The following is an 18941-nucleotide window of genomic DNA, read 5'->3' as shown; positions in this document are numbered from 1 at the left end:
CATTCGCCATGTGAAAGTAGGACACCGCCAGACTCCCCATTAGAAGCCCAGCTCATCAGAGCTGGGCTTTTTGCATTTGGGCTACGGTTATTGTGGCCATCGCACTGTGCCTGTGTTGTTTGGACATGCCACTGTTTGCATCCGGGATCGGTGCAGCGCCAAACAGCAAAGCCAAAAGCCAAATGAAAAGCCACCCGTGGGTGGCTTTTTGCATTGGTTGGGGCAATTGCTTGTCTTACAGCATCAGGTTCAGCATGCGATCGATACGTACCCGGCTTAGTCGGGTGAGGATGGTGCGCACTTTGAGTGGATAGCTACGTACGCTTTCCAGTTGGCGGTAGTGATTGATGCGCGTGGTGTGTCGCAGGATGTGCTGCTGCTCGGCATGGCTTTGTGATTGCAGTAGCTGTTCAGGGTCGTGAATCAGCAAAGCGTTTTCCAGATCCAGGCGGAAGGCACGCGGGTTCATGTTGTTGCCGGTCAGCAGGATGTGCTGAGCATCACTCCACATGCCTTTGAGGTGATAGCTGTTGTCATCATCTTTCCACAGGCACAGATTGAGTTTGCCGTTTTCGATTTGTGCCTGGCGGCGCTTGGCGAAGCGGCGCAGGTTCATTTCATACAGATAGGGCAGGGTACCAATCAGCTTGAAGGGTTCTGTCTCAGGAATGAAAAAATCGTTGGCGGTCTTGTCACCGACAATGATGGTGACTTCTACGCCACGGCGCAGTGCACGGTTGATGGCACGCAGGACGGCCATGGGGAAATTGAAGTAGGGCGTGCAAATCACCAGCCGCTGTTGGGCATGGCCGATCAGTTGCAGAATGAGCCGATTCAGTGGATTGCCCTTGCCCAGCCCAACGATGGGGGTAACGCCCATGCCTTGTTGGCAGGTTTGTTGCCGGGGCAAGAGATAGTGGGCCTTTTCCAGCCCGCTGCGGAATGCACGTATTTCCTTACGGATGCTGCGCGTGCAGGGGACTGGTTTGTCTAGTCTGAAGACGGCTTCATCATTGCAGATGTTTTGTAGCATGAAGCTGGCCATGCAATCTGCCAGTGCCAAGTTGCGAATGAGGTGGTAACGGTCGAAACGGTATTTGTCCAGCTTGTGTAGGTAGACGTTGTTCAGGCTGGCTCCGCTGTAAATGACCAGGTCATCGATGATGAAGCCTTTCAGATGCAGCACGCCAAATAGCTCCCGCGTTTGGGTGGGGACGCCATAAATAGGGACTTCTATGGCATGCAGATTGGCCTGCTCGCGATACCATGCGGCATTGCAATTGGTTTTGCTCTCGCCGATGCGGCCACGCTGGGCTCGGTGCCAGTCGACCAGGATGCGTACATCCAGTGCCGGATTGCGCTGTTTGGCGGCAAAGATAGCGGCCAATACTTCCTGTCCTGCCTCGTCCTGCTCCAGATACAGCGCTGCGATATAAATACGCTGCTGTGCGGCGTCCAGCGCTGCTAGCAACGCCTGGCGAAAGTCGGTGGCAGATGGCAGGGAGCTGAAATCGCTGGCTGTCAGTGCAAAACGTGGCAAACGCTCCAGAGATGGCTGGGGAAGTAGAAATACCATGTGAATCACGCGTAAAACGGTTGATCGGGGCATCCTAGCATCGTTTGCTGCTTTTGGGGCATGCTGGCGTCCGCAAGCTGTTTCAGCTCAAGTGCGTGCATATTGCTAGAAGCCTAGTGTGTCTCGCAGGCGGTAATACATGCTGCCTAGCCGGATGAGGCTTTCCTCCAGCGATGCCGGCAGGGGGAAGGGGTGGGCATACAGCTTGTTGAAGATGTCGAAGCGGCCCAGATCCCCTGCGATGGCCTCGGCGATCATCTGTCCGGCAATGCCGGTGAATGCCAGTCCATGCCCGGCAAAGCCTTGTGCATGGTAGACGCGTTGCCCCTGACGGCCAATCTGTGGCAGTCGCGCCGGGCCAATGTCTACATGACCGCTCCATGCATAGTCAATCCGGCTATTGCCCAGACTGGGGAAAATACTGGCCATGCGGGCATGCCGTTCGGCAATCAGGGATTGCTGTTCTGCGTACGGTCTGCTTGATCTGCCACCAAATAGCAGGCGGTGGTCTGGTGTCAGACGGAAGTAGTCCAGCAGTTTGTCGCTGCTGCAAACGGCTGCGCCTTCCGGCAGCAGGCTGCTGGCCTGTTCGGCGGTGAGTGGTGCCGTGGCAATGATGTGTGACGCTACCGGCAGAATGCTGCGCCGTAGCTGCGGCTGCAGGGCACCAATATCAACGTTGCAGGCCAGTACTATCTTGTCGGCCCTGATCCAGCCATTGGGTGTGCCAATCTGCAAGCCCAGCCGGTCTTCATCGATGGACGTGACCGGGCTGTGTTCAAACAGCCTGACGCCGGCGCGGGATGCGGCCCGTGCCAGCCCTTGGGCATATTTCAGCGGGTGCAGGTGGCCACAGCCGCTGTCATGTAGAGCGGCGGTATAGCGCGGGGAGTTGATTTGCCCTGCCAGCGCACTTCCCTCCAGCCACTGGGCATCATGATAGCCGCATGCTTCCAGCATGGACTGTTGCTGGCGCAGTAGTTGCTGCTGATGGCGGTTACTGGCCGTGGTGAGAAAACCCCAGCGTAATTCACAGTCAATCTGATGTTGGTGAATGCGATTGGCCATCAGCGATACGCCATCCAGCGAGGCTTCCCAGCACTGCCGTGCCGCCCGGCGGCCCAGTTGTTGCTCGAAGCGTGTCAGCGGTGCGGCAAAGCCGTGCAGGATTTGCCCGCCATTACGGCCAGTGGCACCAAAGCCGACCAGCGCACCTTCCAGCAAGGTGACGGACAATCCTTTTTCTGCCAGGACCAATGCGGTGGACAGGCCGGTTAAGCCCGCCCCTACCACGCAGACATCGCAGCGCACCACCTCTCCCAGTACCGGATACCGCTCGCGTGAGGGGGCGGTGGCTGCATACCAGGAATTAACATGGTGGCCATCAAACTGGGACAGGTGTGGTGCGTGTTCGCGATTCATGAGGTCTCTTTCAGGTTTCAGGCCTGACCAAGCAAGTGGCGATACTCCCAGGAAGTGACCTGGCGGTTGAATTCCTGCCATTCGCTCAGCTTGAGCTGACAATAGGTAGAGACAAACTGCGGCCCCAGCAGGGTGGCCAGTGCCTGATTATTGGCCAGCCTTTCCACCGCCTCCAACTGGGTGCGGGCAAAGGCATAGGGCCGACCATAGGCACTGCAATCAAGCGGCGGCGTTGCCGGTAATTCCTGTTGCATGCCAAGCAAACCGCAGGCCAGGGTGGTGGCCATAGCCAGATAAGGGTTGGCATCCACGCCAGGCAGGCGGTTTTCCACCCGGCGGGCTTGCGGGCCGCCTTGTGGAATGCGCAGACCGCAGGTGCGGTTGTCAAAGCCCCATTCCACATTAATGGGCGCTGCCGTGAGCGGTGCCAGGCGGCGATAGGAGTTGACATAGGGTGCCAGCAGCAACAGGGCATCCGGCAGATAGTGCTGCAGGCCGGCGATGTAGTGGCTAAAGCGGGGTGCCGGCTGGCCATTGTCCAGCGAGAAGGCATTGCGGCCATTGTCCGCATACACCAGGCTTTGGTGGATGTGCATGGCACTGCCGGCATCCTCTGCCAGCGGTTTGGCCATGAAGCAGGCTTCCAGGTCATGCCGGGCGGCGGCCTCGCGCACCATGCGCTTAAACAGGAAGGCCTGGTCGGCCAGCGCAATGGCATCGCCATGTTGCAGATTGATTTCCAGCTGTCCACAGCCTACTTCCTGCAGCAGCGTGTCTGCACCGATACCCAGCAACTGGCAGCCGTGGCGGATGTCGTCCAGTACGGCTTCCAGGTCGTGCAATCTATCCAGTGCATAGGGCTGGCGCAGGCTGTCACCGGCTTTGCCATAGCTGGCCGGTGCTTGTGGTGCCGCATCCAGCTGCTGACGCCGGGCAAACAGATAAAACTCCATTTCTGGTGCGACAACCGGCGTGAGGCCCAGCTCGGTATAGCGCGAGAGTACGCGGCGCAGCACATTGCGCGGGGAAAACTCTACCAGGCTGCCGTCTTCATGCAGGCAGTCGTGAATCAGCATGGCTGCTGGCTCCCGGCTGAAAGGCAGGCGGCGCAGGGTGGTGAGGTCAGCTTGAAGCAGCATGTCCGGGTCCAGTTCGGGCACCAGTTGCTGCAGACAATGACCGCTGACGCTTTGTACTAGCCCTACCTGCGAAAAGCGCAGTTCACTGCCGTTAAGTACGCTTGATGCTGGCAATATCTTGCCGCGTGCGGTACCAGTGATATCGGAAAACAGGCATTCAACAGTGTGAATGCCGTGATGTTGCAGCCAGTCTGCGGGGTTCAGCATGGGTGGTCCTTGGGCGTTGAATTGTCGAGAGCCGCCTGTAGGCGGGTGAAACGGCAAAACGCTAGCGGTGACCGACTGCGGTAAACGGCTGGATGAAAAAGCCCAGCGACAAGGCTGTCGAGTCAACCCATGCGCACAGCAGTACCGCTGCCGCAGGCAGGGGTATGTGTGTGAATAGGTTGCGACGTGCTTGCATGAAAAACAGGGCCTTCCGGGTGAGATAAACAGGATGCTGTGCCGGATTTTTAAACGCCTTTGGCATGGGGCGTCAATTTATTTCATGGTGCAGATGGCAGTCTGTGGTGGAATTGCTGTTGGTCAGTCGCGTCAGGCACATGGCAAGAGCTGTCGAAATGTGCAAAAATTCGGTCAACTAGACGATTTGCAGGTTTTTTTCATGCTGGACCGGGACGGATATCGCCCCAATGTCGGAATCATCCTCATCAATGGCAAAAATGAGGTGTTCTGGGGCAAGCGGGTGCGCGAGCATTCCTGGCAATTTCCGCAAGGAGGCATCAAGCCGGGTGAAAGCCCGGAAGCGGCGATGTACCGCGAGCTTCTGGAGGAGGTCGGGCTATTGCCGCAACATGTCAAGATCGTGGGACGCACCCGTGACTGGCTGCGCTACGAGGTGCCCAGCAATTGGGTTAGGCGCGAATGGCGTGGCAGCTACAAGGGACAGAAGCAGATCTGGTTTCTGCTGCGGTTGACCGGGCGTGACTGCGATGTCTGCCTGCGGGCCAGCACGCATCCGGAATTTGACGGTTGGCGCTGGAACGATTACTGGGCACCGGTAGATGCCGTGATCGACTTCAAGCGCGATGTCTATATCCGGGCGCTGACTGAGCTGTCGCGCTTTCTCAAAGGGCTGGAAAACTACGACGGCTTCCTGCAGCGCATGCGGCAGCCGGCCAGGACGGCTCCGCTAGCGGAAGGCTTGCCGGATCAGTCGCAGGATCACTGAGACCGCAGTACGGTCTGATTCACCCATCAAGCAAGCGGCGGCCCTGGGCTGCCGTTTGAGCATCATGACCATCCGGCCAGACGGCGGGGTGGCGACATCATCAGGCTTGGCCCTGCACACAGGGCCGTTACAGGCGACGATAAAAGCTATGACGCAACAGTACGACGAATCCTCGGTACGGGTACTCAAGGGGCTGGAGCCGGTGAAGGAAAGGCCGGGTATGTACACCCGCACCACCGACCCTACCCATATCTGTCAGGAAGTCATCGATAACGCCGCCGACGAGGCACTGGGCGGTTACGCCCGCAAGATTGCCGTCACCGTGCACCAGGATGGGTCATTGTCGGTAGAGGACGATGGCCGTGGTATTCCGGTGGGCCTGCATCCGCAAGAGGGTGTGCCGGTGGTGGAGCTGGTGTTCACCCGGCTGCACGCTGGCGGCAAGTTCAACAAGAAAGATGGTGGTGCTTATGCCTTCTCCGGCGGTTTGCACGGCGTGGGGGTATCGGTTACCAATGCGCTGTCCACCCGGCTGGAGGTGGAGGTAAAGCGTGAGGGCGGTGTGCACCGGCTGGTATTTTCCGGCGGCGACGTGATCGAGCCGCTGGCCCGTATTGGCGATTGCGGTGCGCGCACCAGCGGCACGCGGGTACGGGTGTGGCCGGATGGCAAGTATTTTGAAAGCCCGCGTTACTCGCTGCCGGAGCTGGAGCGCCTGCTGCGCGCCAAGGCGGTGCTATTGCCGGGCGTTGCCGTGTCACTGACGCTGGAGAAGCCCAGTGGCGATGAGGTCAAGGTATGGCAGTACCCGCAGGGCCTGAAGAGCTATCTGGCCGAGCTGTGCAATGGCGACGAGCCGATTGCACCGTTGTTTGCCGCCGAGGCCTATATCGGTGACGACCACGAGCAGTTTGCCAAGGGCGAAGGCGTGCAGTGGGCGATGGCCTGGTTTGAGGACGGTGCCAGTGGCGAAAGCTATGTCAACCTGATTCCCACTCCGTCCGGCGGTACCCACGAGGCAGGCCTGCGTGCCGGGGTGTTTGATGCGGTGAAGACCTTCATTGACCATCACAACCTGCTGCCGCGCGGCGTCAAACTGATGGCGGAAGACGTGTGGAGCCGGGTGCGCTTTGTATTGTCGGCCCGGGTGCTGGACCCGCAATTCCAGGGCCAGACCAAGGACAAGCTGACCAGCCGCGATGCACTAAAGCTGATTTCCAGCTTGGCGCGCGACCCGGTGGAGCTATGGCTGAACCAGAATGTGGAAGCGGGCAAAAAGATTGCCGAGCTGGCCATTCGTCAGGCGCAGTCGCGGCTGAAATCCGTCAAGAAGGTGGAAAAGAAAAAAGGCTCCGGGGTTGCCGTATTGCCGGGCAAGCTGACCGATTGCGAAAGCGAAGACATCGAGCGCAACGAGCTGTTTCTGGTGGAGGGCGACTCGGCCGGTGGTTCGGCCAAGCTGGCGCGCGACAAGGAATACCAAGCCATCCTGCCCTTGCGCGGCAAGGTGCTCAATAGCTGGGAAACCGACAAGGACCAGCTGTTTTCCAATGCCGAAATCCACGATATTTCCGTCGCCATTGGTGTGGACCCGCACGGCCCGGATGACCAGCCGGACTTGTCCAGCCAGCGTTATGGCAAGATTGCCATCCTGTCTGATGCTGATGTGGATGGTTCGCACATTCAGGTGTTGTTGCTCACCTTGTTTTTCCGCCATTTCCCGCGCTTGATCGAAAACGGCAACATCTACATCGCCCAGCCACCACTGTTCCGCGTGGATGTGCCCGGCTCGGGCAAGAACCGTCCGCCGCGCAAGATTTACGCGCTGGATGAGGGTGAACTCAATGCTATTCTGGATCGTTTGCGTAGCGAGAATGTACGCGAAGGCAGCTGGGGTATCTCGCGCTTTAAAGGTCTGGGTGAGATGAACCCGGAGCAACTGAAGGACACCACCATGAACCCGGATACGCGCCGCCTGTCGCGAGTGCAGGTGCGGCCGGGCGAGCTGGCGCATACCCTGTCCACCTTCGTCATGCTGATGGGCAAGGGCGAGGCTTCCAGCCGCCGCAGCTGGATGGAAGCCAAGGGTAACGAGGTGGAAGCGGATATCTGACTCCGCAGGCCGCCAGCACAAGCAAAACGGGACCGCGATGGTCCCGTTTTTTATGGCAGCCTGCCCACGTCTCAGTCGGCCAGTGTCACCACCACCCGCTTGTTGCGTGCGCCCTTGCTCTCGATTTTCTTCACCAGCAGACGGCCGATTTCGCCGGTGCGACGCACATGGGTGCCGCCACAGGGTTGCAAGTCCACCCCGTCGATGGCAATCAGGCGGATTTCCGGTAGCTCCAGCGGCGGCGTGACCGACATGGTTTTGATCAGCTCTGGCCGGGCCTTGAGTGCCTCGCCGCTGGTCATCTGCACCGAGACGGCCAGGTCTTGCGCCACCAATGCATTCAGGCCAGCCTCGATCTCGTCCTTGTCCAGCTCCATGCCTTCGGGCAAATCAAAATCCAGTCGCCCGCCTTCTGCGGTCAGATTGCCGCCGGTGACCCCGGCCTTGATCACCACCGACAGCAAATGCAGGCCGGTATGTACCCGCATGTGGCGATGGCGGCGTGTCCAGTCCAGCGTCAGGGTTACCGCGCTGCCAGCGTCCAGTCGCGGGGCATCTGCGGCGGTGAGATGGATGATTTCGCGGGTTTCGCGGTTGCGGCGGGTATCGCTGATGGCCAGTGTGCTGCCGTCGGTCAGCGTCAGCGTGGCGGTATCGCCCGGCTGGCCGCCGCCCAGCGGGTAGCACAGGGTATCAGCCAGTACCAGGCCGGCATCGTCATGGCGGATCACCGTGGTTTCCAGGGTGGTTTGGTAAGGGTCGAGGTAAAAGCGCTCCGGCATGACAACTCCTTGCATGGGTAATCATGACAGGGTGATGGTGACGGACGGTCTTTTCAAGTAGCAGTTGCTTGCCAAATGCAAGGTAACAGCTTGTTAAGCCGCGCCGGGCAGAAGATAATCGCCGCTCTTTACTTATTCTGTTGCCCTGTTGCCACCATGAGCCAAGCCCATAATCTGGAAAACTACACCCCGCCGCCGGATACCGGCCTTTCGGTTATCTACGTGGATGACTGCCTGTTGGTGGTGGACAAGCCCTCCGGCCTGCTGTCGGTGCCTGGGCGTGGCGAGGGCAAAGAGGATTGCCTGATCAGCCGGGTGCAGAAAATCTATCCGGATGCGCTCACCGTACATCGGCTGGACATGGCCACCTCCGGGCTGGTGATTTTCGGGCGTGGGGCCGCCATGCAGCGTGCGCTGTCGATTGCCTTCATGGATCGCAAGGTCAAGAAGCGCTATATCGCGGTGGTAGACGGTATTGTAGAAAGCAATAGCGGCACCATCGACCTGCCCCTGATCATCGACTGGCCCAATCGCCCGCGCCAGAAGGTTGATCTGGTCGAGGGCAAGCAAGCCATCACCCATTACCGCGTGGTATTGCGCGACAGCCTGCGTCAGACCTCGCGCATGGAGCTGGACCCGCAAACCGGCCGTGCCCACCAGTTGCGCATGCACATGCTGCATCTGGAAAGCGGTCATCCCATTCTGGGCGATGATATTTACGCGCCGCCGGAGGTGCTTGCCAAGGCCGATCGGCTATTGCTGCATGCGTCGCGGCTGGTGCTGCGTCACCCGATTACCCGTGAAGAAATGGAATTCGAGGCACCGACGCCGTTTTGAGGCGTGATGGGGTTTTAATGCAAAAAAGGATGCCTGGCGGCATCCTTTTTTGCTGGGCTGGTATTCCCGGTATCACTGCCGTGCCGTGCGGGTATTGTCCACAGGGGCTTGCTCGGCATTGCTGCGCCAGGGGTTGATATCCAGGCCGCCACGGCGGGTGTAACGGGCGTAAACCGTCAGCTGCTGCGGCGCGCAGGCGCGCAGGATGTCGGTGAAGATGCGCTCCACGCATTGCTCGTGGAATTCATTGTGCTGGCGGAAGCCGATCAGGTAGCGCAGTAGCGCTTCACGGTCCAGCTTGGGGCCGGTATAGCGGATTTGCACGCTGCCCCAGTCCGGCTGGCCGGTGACCAGGCAGTTGGACTTCAGCAGATTGCTGCACAGGGTTTCGCTGACGATAGTGCTGCTGTCGGCATGCAGGATGTCCGGGCAGGGCGCGTAGTTGTCCACGGCGATGTCTTGCTCGTCGATATAGTCGCCGTCCAGTTCGGCAATGCGCTCGGCAGCAAAGTCCTGCGGCAGTTGCACACAGACCGATACCGTGCCACCGGCAGCATTGGACAGGTCCAGTGCCAGCTGCGCCTGCAACGCGGCCAGACTGGCAATGCGGGTCTGGTTATAGCTGTTCAGATACAGCTTGAACGACTTGGATTCAATCAGGTTGGGGCTGTCAGCCGGAATGCGGAAGGTGGCAATGCCCACCTGCGGTTTGCCGCGTGCATTCAGCCAGGACAGCTCGAAACCGGTCCAGATATCGACACCGACAAAGGGTAGTGCCTGCTCGTCCACGCCAATTTCATCGCGTTTGGTCTGGCGGGCGATGGGGAACAGCAGGCTGGCGTCGTACTGGTCCTGATAGCTGACGGTTTTGCCCAGCGGGGACAGGTCGGGTGTCAGGTGCGGAGTAGTCATGAAAGGAATTCCGTGAAAAAGCGAGCCGGCGGCGCTTGCCGCTCAGAACAACAGGCCTTTGCGCCACAGCGCCATCAAGTCCATGGTGAGGGCTACGCTGCAATGCAGGGCGATGCCCAGCCAGATTGAGCGATAACGATAGCTCAGCGCACCCAGTGCCATGCCGGCGATGATGGCGGCCAGGCTTTCCAGCACTGGCTTTTCAAAATGAATCATGCAGTAAGGCAGCACCATCACGAAGATGGCGGATACCCCAAAGCGCGACTTGAGGCCGTGCACCATGTAGCCGCGAAAGAAGAACTCCAGCGCGGCGAATTGGGCGAAGTATAACAGCTCCCACCAGGCCCAGTGCGGCCACAGGCTTTCTTGTGGGCCAAGGCGGAAGAAGGGGTAGATCTGCAAGAAGCCCGGCTGCGCCGACGCCCACCACACCAGGGGCAGCATGATGGCGTAAAACAGCAGAAACAGCTTGCCATCCGTGCGCAGCAAACGCCAGCTGGGCAAGGCCAGGCCAAAATCGCTCAGCGGGCGGCGCAGCACCAGCTTGATGTGCAGCAGCGGCAACAAGCAGTAGCTGGCCACGCTGGCCAGTGACCAAAACAATGCGCGGTAGAGCTGGGTGTCCGGGTTGTACACAATCAGGTGCTGAAAGACGGTGGCCCAAGCGGGCAGCGTGTTGCGCAAACAATCCAGCAGCCAGTGGCTGTTGGCCGGGTAGTACAGCAAGGTCAGGCTCAGGCAGCACACCAGTAGCACGGCGGCAGCTTGCCGGTCGGCAGGGGCTAGCTGTGATGGCGATGGCATGCCTTAGTGCTCCTTGCGCATGAACTGGCGCGGGCGGAAACCCAGTGCAAACAGCATGGCAAAGTAGGTGATGGCCCCGGCCACCACCAGCAGCGTCAGCCAGCACACGCGCTGCCAGGCGTGCCCGTCCCAGTGGATGGGCAGCACGGCTTGCAGAAGCAGCAATACGGCAGCCATGGCCAGAATAGCCAGTGCCATCTTGCCGAGGAAGCTGCTCCAGCCCGCTTGCGGCAGGTAGATCTTGCGCTTGAGCAGGGTGGACAGCAGTAGCCCGGCATTCAGGCAGGAGGCCAGGCCGATCGACAGTGCCAGCCCGGCATGCTTGAGCGGGAAGACAAAAGCCAGATTCATCAGTTGGGTGCAGCCCAGGGTAATCAGGGCAATGCGTACCGGCGTCTTGATGTCCTGCCGGGCGTAGAAGCCCGGTGCCAGCACCTTGACCAGAATCAGCCCTAGCAGGCCGAAGGAGTAGGCAATCACTGCCTGCTGCGACATCAGTGCATCGTGGGCGGTAAAGCGGCCATACATGAACAGGGTGGATAGCAGCGGCCCGGACAGCAGGCCCAGGCCCACCGTGGCTGGTACCGCCAGCAGCAGCGACAGGCGGATGCCCCAGTCCAGCAGTACGCTGAATTCACCGTCCGACTTGCTGGCCGCGTGCTTGGACAGCGAGGGTAGCAGGATGGTCCCCAGCGCCACGCCCAGCACGCCGGAGGGGAATTCCATCAGCCGGTCGGCGTAATACATCCACGACACGCTGCCGGTGGGCAGGAAGGAAGCAAAGGTGGAGTTGATCAGCAAGGAAATCTGCGCCACCGACACGCCGAAAATGGCCGGACCCATCTGGCGGATCACGCGCCATACGGCGGCATCCTTGAAGTCAAAGATGGGCATGGTGAGCATGCCAATCTGCTTGAGGAAGGGCAGCTGCCACACTAACTGAATCAAACCGCCCACAAAGACGGCCCAGGCCATGGCCATGATGGGCGGGTGAAAGTTGTGGGTAAAAAATAGCGCAAAGACGATGAAGCTGAGATTCAGAAAGGTGGGGGTGAAGGCCGGAATCGAAAATTTGCCCCAGCTATTGAGGATGCTGCCGGTCATCGACGACAGCGAAATGAAAAAGATATAAGGAAACGACACCCGCAGGATGTCGGCAAACAACGCGGCCTTGGCCGGTTCGCGATAAAAGCCGGGGGCGGAAATCCACATGATGGCAGGGGCGGCCAGCATGCCGATGGCGGTAACCAGCAACAACACCGAGCCCAGCACGCCGGTTACCTTGGCCACGAATTCGCGGGTTTCGGCTTCGGTTTTCTGGTTCTTGTATTCGCCCAGGATGGGGACAAAAGCCTGGGAGAACGCCCCTTCGGCAAACAGGCGGCGCAGCATGTTGGGAATCTTGAAGGCGGCATTGAAGGCATCTGCCGACATGCCGGCACCAAATACGCGGGCGATAAGCGTGTCGCGGACCAGGCCGAGAATGCGCGACACCATGGTCATGCTGCTGACTGCAGCCAGCGCCTTGAGCAGGTTCATTTATTGGGGGGAGGGCGGGTTGAGCAAGCCGGCTAGTTTACGCTGGCGGGTTTATTGTTGCAAAACCTGCTGTTAAGGCTTAGAATCGCGGGTTTCAGATTCCGCTCATCAGGAGAAAGATTCATGGCTAACAGCGCACAAGCTCGCAAGCGTGCACGCACAGCCCTTAAGCAGCGCGCGCACAACGCCAGCCTGCGTACTGCGTTCCGTACTGCAGTAAAGAAAGTGCTTAAGGCAATTGAAGGTGGTGACAAGGCTGCGGCCAAGGTTGTGTTCCACGCTTCCACCAAAGTAATCGATCGTATCGCTGACAAGGGCGTGTTCCACAAGAACAAGGCTGCTCGTCATAAGAGCCGTCTGTCCGCTCAGATCAAGGCCATGGCCTGATCCCAGCTTCGCGCTGAAAGATACGCAGAAAAGCCCCGCCGTTGCGGGGCTTTTTGTTTGTTTGCGTGGCGGGTGATGTTGTGCTTTTGCCACGCAATTGCGCGGCTAGGCCAGTAGGGAAAAGGCTTGTCTGGCCATTTCGCCTTCTTCATCGGTAGCCAATACATAGGCATGGTGCGGGCTGCTGGCGCTGGTTAATTGCCGGGCATGCGCCAGATTGGCCGCATGGTCGGCCTCAAAGCCCAGCCAGCCCAGCTGACCCAGTACGCGGCCACGTACCTCGGCAGAGTGTTCGCCCACCCCGGCGGTAAAGATGATGGCATCCAGCCCCTTCATGGCGGCGGCCAGTGAGGCAATCTCGCGCACAATGCGATAGCAGAACAGCTCAACCGCCTCGCGCGCGGCGGGCAGGCTGCTGGCCAGCAGTTCGCGCATATCCGCCGACACCCCACCGGAAACACCCAGCAGGCCGGAGTTTTTGTACAGCTCGCGCCGTACATCGCTTACGCCCATGCCTTCGTGTTCCATCCAGTACAGCACCACTTCCGGGTCGAGATAACCCGGACGCGTGCTCATCATCAGCCCGTCCACGGCAGAAAATCCCATGCTGGAGGCCACGCTTTGCCCCTGCTGGATTGCGCAAGCACTGCTGCCGCTGCCCAGGTGACACACCACCACTTTGCTGCCCGCCAGGCCCAGCCCGGCCAGCCGACGGCTGATGGAGGCATAGGACAAGCCGTGAAAACCATAGCGACGCACCCCTTCTTCATGCCAGTGGCGGGCGATGCCGAAGCGGGTGGCGACTTCTGGCTGGCTGGCATGGAAGGCGGTATCAAAGCAGGCTAACTGGGGCAGGGTGGCATCTACTGTCTGGAAAGCCTGGATAACCTGCAGACTGACCGGCTGATGCAGCGGAGCCAGCGGGATGTAATCCTCAAGAGCCTTGCAAATGCTGTCATCCAGCCGGGTAACGGTATGGAAGTGACTGCCGCCATGCACCACGCGGTGTACCACGGCGGCCACGGCAATGCCGTGGTCGGCCAGGGTATTCAGCATGGCGGCCACGGCGGCCTCGCGGCTGTCATCACCCAGCTCGCGCTCTTCCAGTTGCTGATGCAGGGTGTCGTGCAGGCTGAGGCTGGTGTGTGGCTGGCCGAAATGATCAATCAGGCCGCGCATCAGCAGCGCGCCGCCCTCCATGGCATAGGCGCGGAACTTAAGGGTGGAGGAGCCGGCGTTGACGGCAATCAGCGCCTTGATCACAGGCTGGCTCCACGACGGCGGTGCGCCAGTACATTGGCCACGGCGGCAGAGGCCAGGCGACCGGTGGCGTCTTCGGCGCGGCTGGTGAGGACGATAGGCACGCGCGCGCCCATCACGATGCCAGCGGAGGCGGCGGCGGCCAGATAGGTGAGCTGCTTGGCCAGCATATTGCCGGATTCCAGATCCGGCACCAGCAGGATGTCCGGATCGCCAGCCACTTCGGACACGATGCCCTTGGTGTCGGCGGCCTCATGCGAGATGGCATTGTCGAAGGCCAGTGGGCCATCCAGGATGGCACCGGTGATCTGGCCGCGCTCGGCCATCTTGCACAGCGCGGCGGCATCCAGGGTGGCGCGCATGGCTGGGTTGATGGTTTCCACCGCCGCCAGAATGGCCACCTTGGGACGGGCAATGCCCAGGGCGTGGGTCAGGTCGATGGCGTTCTGACAGATGTCGCGCTTGGTCATCAGGTCGGGTTCGATGCTGATGGCGGCATCGGTGATGAACAGATAGCGCGGGTAACTTTCCACCTTCATGATGAAAACGTGGCTGATGCGACGATCGGTGCGGATGCCGGTGTTGCGCGCCAGTACTTCGCTCATAAATTCGTCAGTGTGCAGGCTGCCCTTCATCAGGATGTCTGCATAGCCTTCGCGTGCCAGTGATACCGCCTGTTCAGCGGAGGCATGGCTGTGTGGGGTGTCGATCAGTTCGAAGCGGCTGATGTCCACGTCCAGCTCCTCCGCCAGCTTGCCCAGCTTGCTGCGCGGGCCAATCAGGATCGGGGTGGCAATGCCGTGGTCGGCGGCTTCTACCGCACCCAGCAGTGCTTCGCGACTGCAGGGATGGGCCACGGCCATGGGCAGCGGACCCAGTGCCGTGGCTTGTTGCAGGATATCGTCAAATGCTTTGTCATCGCGGGTCATGGATGGTCTCCGGGCGCGAGCAGGATAGGGGAGGCGGGCCAGCACCAGGGCTGGCCGTGCGGGTATCAGGCCATGATGTGATGGCCGCCATCTACATAGATGGTCTGGCCGGTCAGGCTGCGGGCAGCGTTGGAAATCAGGAAGGCGCAGGTCATGCCCACGTCTTCAATATCCACCAGCTTGTTCTGCGGCGCGCGGGCGATGGCGTCGTCGATCAACTGATCGAAGTGGGCAATGCCGGAGGCTGCACGGGTCTTGAGCGGGCCGGGAGAAACCGCATGTACGCGGATGCCCTTGGGGCCCAGTTCGCTGGCCATATAGCGCGACACGCTCTCCAGCGCAGCTTTTACCGGGCCCATCATGTTGTAGTTTTCCACCACCTTGTCGGCACCGTAGTAGCTCATGGTGATCAGCGAACCGCCATCTTTCATCAGCGGCTCGGCGTGGCGCGCCATTTCCACAAAGGAGTAGCACGACACATGCATGGCTTGCTGAAAGCCATCACGTGAGCAATCCACCACGCGGCCATGCAGGTCTTCCATCGGGCAAAAGGCAATGGAGTGGATGACAAAATCCAGCTTGCCCCAGTGTTGTTCGATATCGGCAAACACCTGTTGCATCTGGCCGGGCTGTTCCACATCCAGCGGCAGTACCAGCGGGGCGTCCAGTTTTTCGGCCAGGGGGCGGACATACTTCTCCGCCTTGGTGTTCAGGTAGGTAACGGCCACCTCGGCCCCGAGTTCGCGCAGCACGCTGGCGCAGCCGTAGGCGATGCTGTTTTCGTTGGCGATGCCGACAATCAGGCCTTTTTTGCCATTGATGATGTTACGAATGCTGTCCATGAAATCCTCTTGGGTCGACCCGGTAGAAATGTAATTTGATGCATCGTGGCAGCGCGATATTGCGAGTGCGTGAAAAACAGCATTTTTGTATTGCGGCGTCAGTCGGATATAATGGTAAGTTTGCGGGCTGGCTACTTGCATTTGCCCGTCCTGACCGCAAATTGCATCATAGGTCAGACCATCGCAGTTATTGTGCAGCGTAGCAAAATTGCATGTTGCACTGTAGCAAGAATACGCCATTTATGCCATTTACATAGTGGTTGGAGCAAGGAATATGCCGATCTACGAATACCGCTGCACCGCCTGTGGCGCAGCCAAGGAACATTTGCAGAAAATGAGCGATGAGCCCATCGCCCAGTGTCCGGCTTGTGGCAGTGCGGATTACCACAAGCAGCTGTCTGCTGCCGGTTTCCAGCTAAAGGGTTCTGGCTGGTATGAAACCGACTTCAAGAACGGCAGCTCTTCTTCCGGTGGCGGCGGTCACGGCTGTGGCAACGGCTCTTGCGGCGGCGGGTGCGCTTAATCCCCCATGACTCAAATCAAAATGACCGTACGGGGCTATCTGGTGGCCGGCCTGCTGATCTGGCTGCCGCTGGGCATTACCCTGTGGGTGTTAAGCCTGATCATCGGCTCGCTGGACCAGACGCTGAAGCTGCTGCCACACGAATGGCAGCCCGAGCAGCTGTTTGGTTTCAGCATTCCCGGCCTGGGCGTGGTGTTTGCCTTCCTGATGTTGCTGGGCACCGGTATGTTTGCTGCCAATGTACTGGGTCAGCGGCTGGTGGATTTCTGGCACGGATTGCTGTCACGCACGCCTTTTGTCAAATCCATCTACAGCAGTGTCAAGCAAGTCAGCGATACGCTGTTGTCGGACTCCGGCCAGGCTTTCAAGAAGGCGCTGCTGGTGCGCTGGCCGCATCAGGACAGCTGGACGGTAGCCTTCCAGACCGGTACGCCGGCACCGCAGGTAGTGGCGGAAATGGGCGAGGAAGAACACGTCAGCGTCTATGTGCCGACCACGCCGAACCCGACTTCCGGCTACTTCATCATGGTGCCCAAGCGCGATACGCGTGAATTGGCCATGAGCGTGGACGATGCCCTGAAATATGTGATTTCCATGGGCGTGGTGGTTCCGGTGCCGGCAGCCGATGCGCTGTGCAACGACAAGAATCAACAGGCTTAGGCGGTTTGCCGGCTTTACCCGGCAGACGCCCGTTTATCCAGATTTAAAGATACAGAATTCAATACAAGGGTTACCTGATGCGTACCGATTACTGCGGACTTATTGACAAGAAATACCTCGGCCAGACCGTCACCGTAAAAGGCTGGGCACACCGTCGCCGCGACCACGGCGGCGTGATCTTCATCGACCTGCGCGACCGCGAAGGCCTGGTGCAGGTGGTGATTGATCCGGATACCCCGGAAGCCTTCAAGCTGGCCGACAGCAGCCGCAACGAATTCGTACTGGCCATCACTGGCATCGTGCGCGAGCGTCCGGCTGGCACCGCCAACAGCAAGATGATTTCCGGAGAAATCGAAATCCTGGCCAAGGAAATCGAAATCCTCAACAGTGCCGCCACCCCGCCGTTCCAGATCGACGACGAAAATATTTCGGAAAACGTGCGTCTGCTCAACCGCGTGATCGACCTGCGCCGTGCGCCGATGCAAAAAAACCTGCGCCTGCGCTACCGCGTGGCCATGGGCGTGCGTAACCACCTGGACAAACAGGGCTTCATCGACATCGAAACCCCGATGCTGACCCGTTCCACCCCGGAAGGTGCGCGTGACTACCTGGTGCCGTCCCGCGTGCATCCGGGCGAATTCTTTGCCCTGCCGCAATCGCCGCAGCTGTTCAAGCAGCTGCTGATGGTGGCCGGCTTCGACCGCTACTACCAGATCACCAAGTGCTTCCGCGACGAAGACCTGCGCGCCGACCGTCAGCCTGAATTCACCCAGATTGATATCGAAACTTCGTTCCTGAACGAAGACGAAATCATGGACATCACCGAAAACATGGCGCAGGAAATCTTCCGCGACGTGATGAATGTCGAGCTGGGCAAGTTCCCGCGCATGACCTACAACGACGCCATGTTCCTGTACGGTTCGGACAAGCCTGATCTGCGCGTGTCGCTCAAGTTCACCGAACTGACCGACCTGATGAAGACCGAGGAATTCAAGGTATTCCGTGGCGCTGCCGACATGCCGAACGGCCGTGTGGTGGCCCTGCGCGTACCGGGCGGTGCCGCCATTTCCCGCAAGGAAATCGACGAGTACACCCAGTTTGTCAGCATCTACGGTGCCAAGGGTCTGGCCTATATCAAGGTCAACGACAAGAGCAAGATCACCAATGACGAAACCAGCGGCCTGCAGTCGCCCATCGTCAAGTTCCTGTCCGTGGCCGCGCTGGAAGAAATCATGGCGCGTACCGGTGCCGACAACGGCGACATCATTTTCTTTGGTGCTGACAAGGCCAAGGTGGTGAACGAAGCCATTGGCGCACTGCGTATCAAGATTGGTCACGAACGTGGCGAGAAGGACGGTTACTTCGTGCGCGAATGGCGTCCGCTGTGGGTGGTGGACTTCCCGATGTTCGAACACGACGAAGAAGCCGACCGCTGGACTGCCTGCCACCATCCGTTCACCAGCCCGAAACCGGGTCACGAAGACCTGATGGATACCGACCCGGCTGCCTGCCTGGCCCGTGCCTACGACATGGTGCTGAACGGTTGGGAAATCGGTGGCGGTTCGGTACGTATCCACCGTGCTGACGTGCAGGAAAAGGTGTTTGCTGCGCTGAAGATTACCCCGGAAGAACAGCAGAACAAGTTCGGCTTCCTGCTGGATAACCTGAAGTTTGGCGCGCCGCCGCACGGTGGCCTGGCTTTCGGTCTGGACCGTCTGGTTACCCTGATGGCCGGTGCCGAATCCATCCGCGACGTGATTGCCTTCCCCAAGACCCAGCGTGCCCAGTGTCTGCTGACCAACGCCCCGAATGCGGTGGACGACAAGCAGCTGCGCGAACTGAACCTGCGTCTGCGCCAGAAAGCCGAACCGGCAGCCTGAGTTGGACGCATGTGGTATGGAACAAAAACGGACACAGAGGTGTCCGTTTTTTTATGGTCTAAGAAGCCAGGTAGGCCCTGGCTGAAATACTGGGCTTGAAACCGTCAGTTGCTGGCCGCATCTGCAAAAGGTCAAGCAAGCTTGGCCCTGCTTATTGTGAAACTT

The 18941-nt window shown here is 59.6% G+C and carries 17 protein-coding genes; 7 read left to right on the top strand and 10 right to left on the bottom strand.

Annotation, left to right across the window (positions count from 1 at the left end; all coding sequences use genetic code 11):
• Positions 1-235 precede the first annotated feature (235 nt).
• From pssA to ACODR9_RS13435, 3 genes are all read right to left on the bottom strand, one after another.
• The gene (gene pssA, locus ACODR9_RS13445; RefSeq protein ID WP_488809865.1) at positions 236-1576 is read right to left on the bottom strand and encodes a CDP-diacylglycerol--serine O-phosphatidyltransferase; all 1341 of its coding nucleotides are present in this window, start codon (positions 1574-1576) and stop codon (positions 236-238) included.
• 105 nt (positions 1577-1681) lie between these two features.
• A complete protein-coding gene (locus tag ACODR9_RS13440; RefSeq protein WP_488809863.1) occupies positions 1682-2998 on the bottom strand; it encodes an NAD(P)/FAD-dependent oxidoreductase in 1317 nt (438 codons plus the stop codon).
• 17 nt (positions 2999-3015) lie between these two features.
• On the bottom strand, positions 3016-4344 hold the full coding sequence (locus ACODR9_RS13435) for a glutamine synthetase family protein (protein ID WP_488809861.1): 1329 nt from the start codon (positions 4342-4344) through the stop codon (positions 3016-3018).
• 397 nt (positions 4345-4741) lie between these two features.
• Between ACODR9_RS13435 and ACODR9_RS13430 the strand changes: the two genes are divergently transcribed.
• Positions 4742-5308 (top strand): RNA pyrophosphohydrolase, encoded by a 567-nt coding sequence (locus ACODR9_RS13430; protein WP_488809859.1) that lies wholly within the window; start codon positions 4742-4744, stop codon positions 5306-5308.
• 148 nt (positions 5309-5456) lie between these two features.
• Entirely contained in the window at positions 5457-7421 is a 1965-nt protein-coding gene (gene parE / locus ACODR9_RS13425) for a DNA topoisomerase IV subunit B (RefSeq protein ID WP_488809858.1), read from the top strand.
• Positions 7422-7492: 71 nt separating this feature from the next.
• Here the strand turns inward: parE and ACODR9_RS13420 are convergent, their stop codons facing one another.
• Positions 7493-8203: an alanyl-tRNA editing protein gene (locus tag ACODR9_RS13420; protein ID WP_488809857.1), complete on the bottom strand. Its 711-nt coding sequence runs from the start codon at positions 8201-8203 to the stop codon at positions 7493-7495.
• Positions 8204-8359: 156 nt separating this feature from the next.
• On the opposite strand from ACODR9_RS13420, the gene ACODR9_RS13415 reads away from it, so the two are divergent.
• Positions 8360-9040, top strand: a complete 681-nt coding sequence (locus ACODR9_RS13415; protein WP_488809856.1) for a pseudouridine synthase — start codon at positions 8360-8362, stop codon at positions 9038-9040.
• Positions 9041-9112: 72 nt separating this feature from the next.
• Here the strand turns inward: ACODR9_RS13415 and queF are convergent, their stop codons facing one another.
• From queF to murJ, 3 genes are read right to left on the bottom strand one after another with little or no spacing between them, the layout of a single operon-like run.
• The gene (gene queF / locus ACODR9_RS13410) at positions 9113-9952 is read right to left on the bottom strand and encodes an NADPH-dependent 7-cyano-7-deazaguanine reductase QueF (protein ID WP_488809855.1); all 840 of its coding nucleotides are present in this window, start codon (positions 9950-9952) and stop codon (positions 9113-9115) included.
• A gap of 42 nt (positions 9953-9994) precedes the next feature.
• A complete protein-coding gene (locus ACODR9_RS13405; protein ID WP_488809854.1) occupies positions 9995-10756 on the bottom strand; it encodes a CPBP family intramembrane glutamic endopeptidase in 762 nt (253 codons plus the stop codon).
• Positions 10757-10759: 3 nt separating this feature from the next.
• Positions 10760-12295, bottom strand: coding sequence for a murein biosynthesis integral membrane protein MurJ (murJ, locus tag ACODR9_RS13400; protein WP_488809852.1), 1536 nt, complete (start codon positions 12293-12295; stop codon positions 10760-10762).
• Positions 12296-12418: 123 nt separating this feature from the next.
• Between murJ and rpsT the strand changes: the two genes are divergently transcribed.
• On the top strand, positions 12419-12682 hold the full coding sequence (gene rpsT, locus ACODR9_RS13395; protein WP_045847229.1) for a 30S ribosomal protein S20: 264 nt from the start codon (positions 12419-12421) through the stop codon (positions 12680-12682).
• Positions 12683-12787: 105 nt separating this feature from the next.
• On the opposite strand, the gene ACODR9_RS13390 is transcribed toward rpsT, so the two are convergent.
• The 3 genes from ACODR9_RS13390 to fabI all read right to left on the bottom strand — a co-directional run bounded on the left by ACODR9_RS13390 (position 12788) and on the right by fabI (position 15713).
• Positions 12788-13945 carry an acetate/propionate family kinase gene (locus ACODR9_RS13390; RefSeq protein WP_488809850.1) on the bottom strand — a complete coding sequence of 386 codons (1158 nt, stop codon included), beginning with the start codon at positions 13943-13945 and terminating at the stop codon, positions 12788-12790.
• Positions 13942-14871: a phosphate acetyltransferase gene (locus ACODR9_RS13385; RefSeq protein WP_488809849.1), complete on the bottom strand. Its 930-nt coding sequence runs from the start codon at positions 14869-14871 to the stop codon at positions 13942-13944. The genes ACODR9_RS13390 and ACODR9_RS13385 overlap by 4 nt, the downstream gene beginning before the upstream one ends.
• 65 nt (positions 14872-14936) lie before the next feature.
• Positions 14937-15713: an enoyl-ACP reductase FabI gene (gene fabI, locus ACODR9_RS13380; protein WP_488809847.1), complete on the bottom strand. Its 777-nt coding sequence runs from the start codon at positions 15711-15713 to the stop codon at positions 14937-14939.
• Positions 15714-15987: 274 nt separating this feature from the next.
• On the opposite strand from fabI, the gene ACODR9_RS13375 reads away from it, so the two are divergent.
• The 3 genes from ACODR9_RS13375 to aspS all read left to right on the top strand — a co-directional run bounded on the left by ACODR9_RS13375 (position 15988) and on the right by aspS (position 18776).
• Positions 15988-16236: an FmdB family zinc ribbon protein gene (locus tag ACODR9_RS13375; protein ID WP_488809846.1), complete on the top strand. Its 249-nt coding sequence runs from the start codon at positions 15988-15990 to the stop codon at positions 16234-16236.
• A gap of 6 nt (positions 16237-16242) precedes the next feature.
• On the top strand, positions 16243-16896 hold the full coding sequence (locus ACODR9_RS13370; RefSeq protein WP_488809844.1) for a DUF502 domain-containing protein: 654 nt from the start codon (positions 16243-16245) through the stop codon (positions 16894-16896).
• A gap of 77 nt (positions 16897-16973) precedes the next feature.
• On the top strand, positions 16974-18776 hold the full coding sequence (aspS, locus tag ACODR9_RS13365) for an aspartate--tRNA ligase (RefSeq protein WP_488809842.1): 1803 nt from the start codon (positions 16974-16976) through the stop codon (positions 18774-18776).
• Positions 18777-18941 lie beyond the last annotated feature (165 nt).

This window comes from Aquitalea sp. FG25 (genome assembly GCF_057809375.1).
Note: the sequence above shows the minus strand (reverse complement) of the source record. Positions and strands in the feature narration are given on the sequence as shown.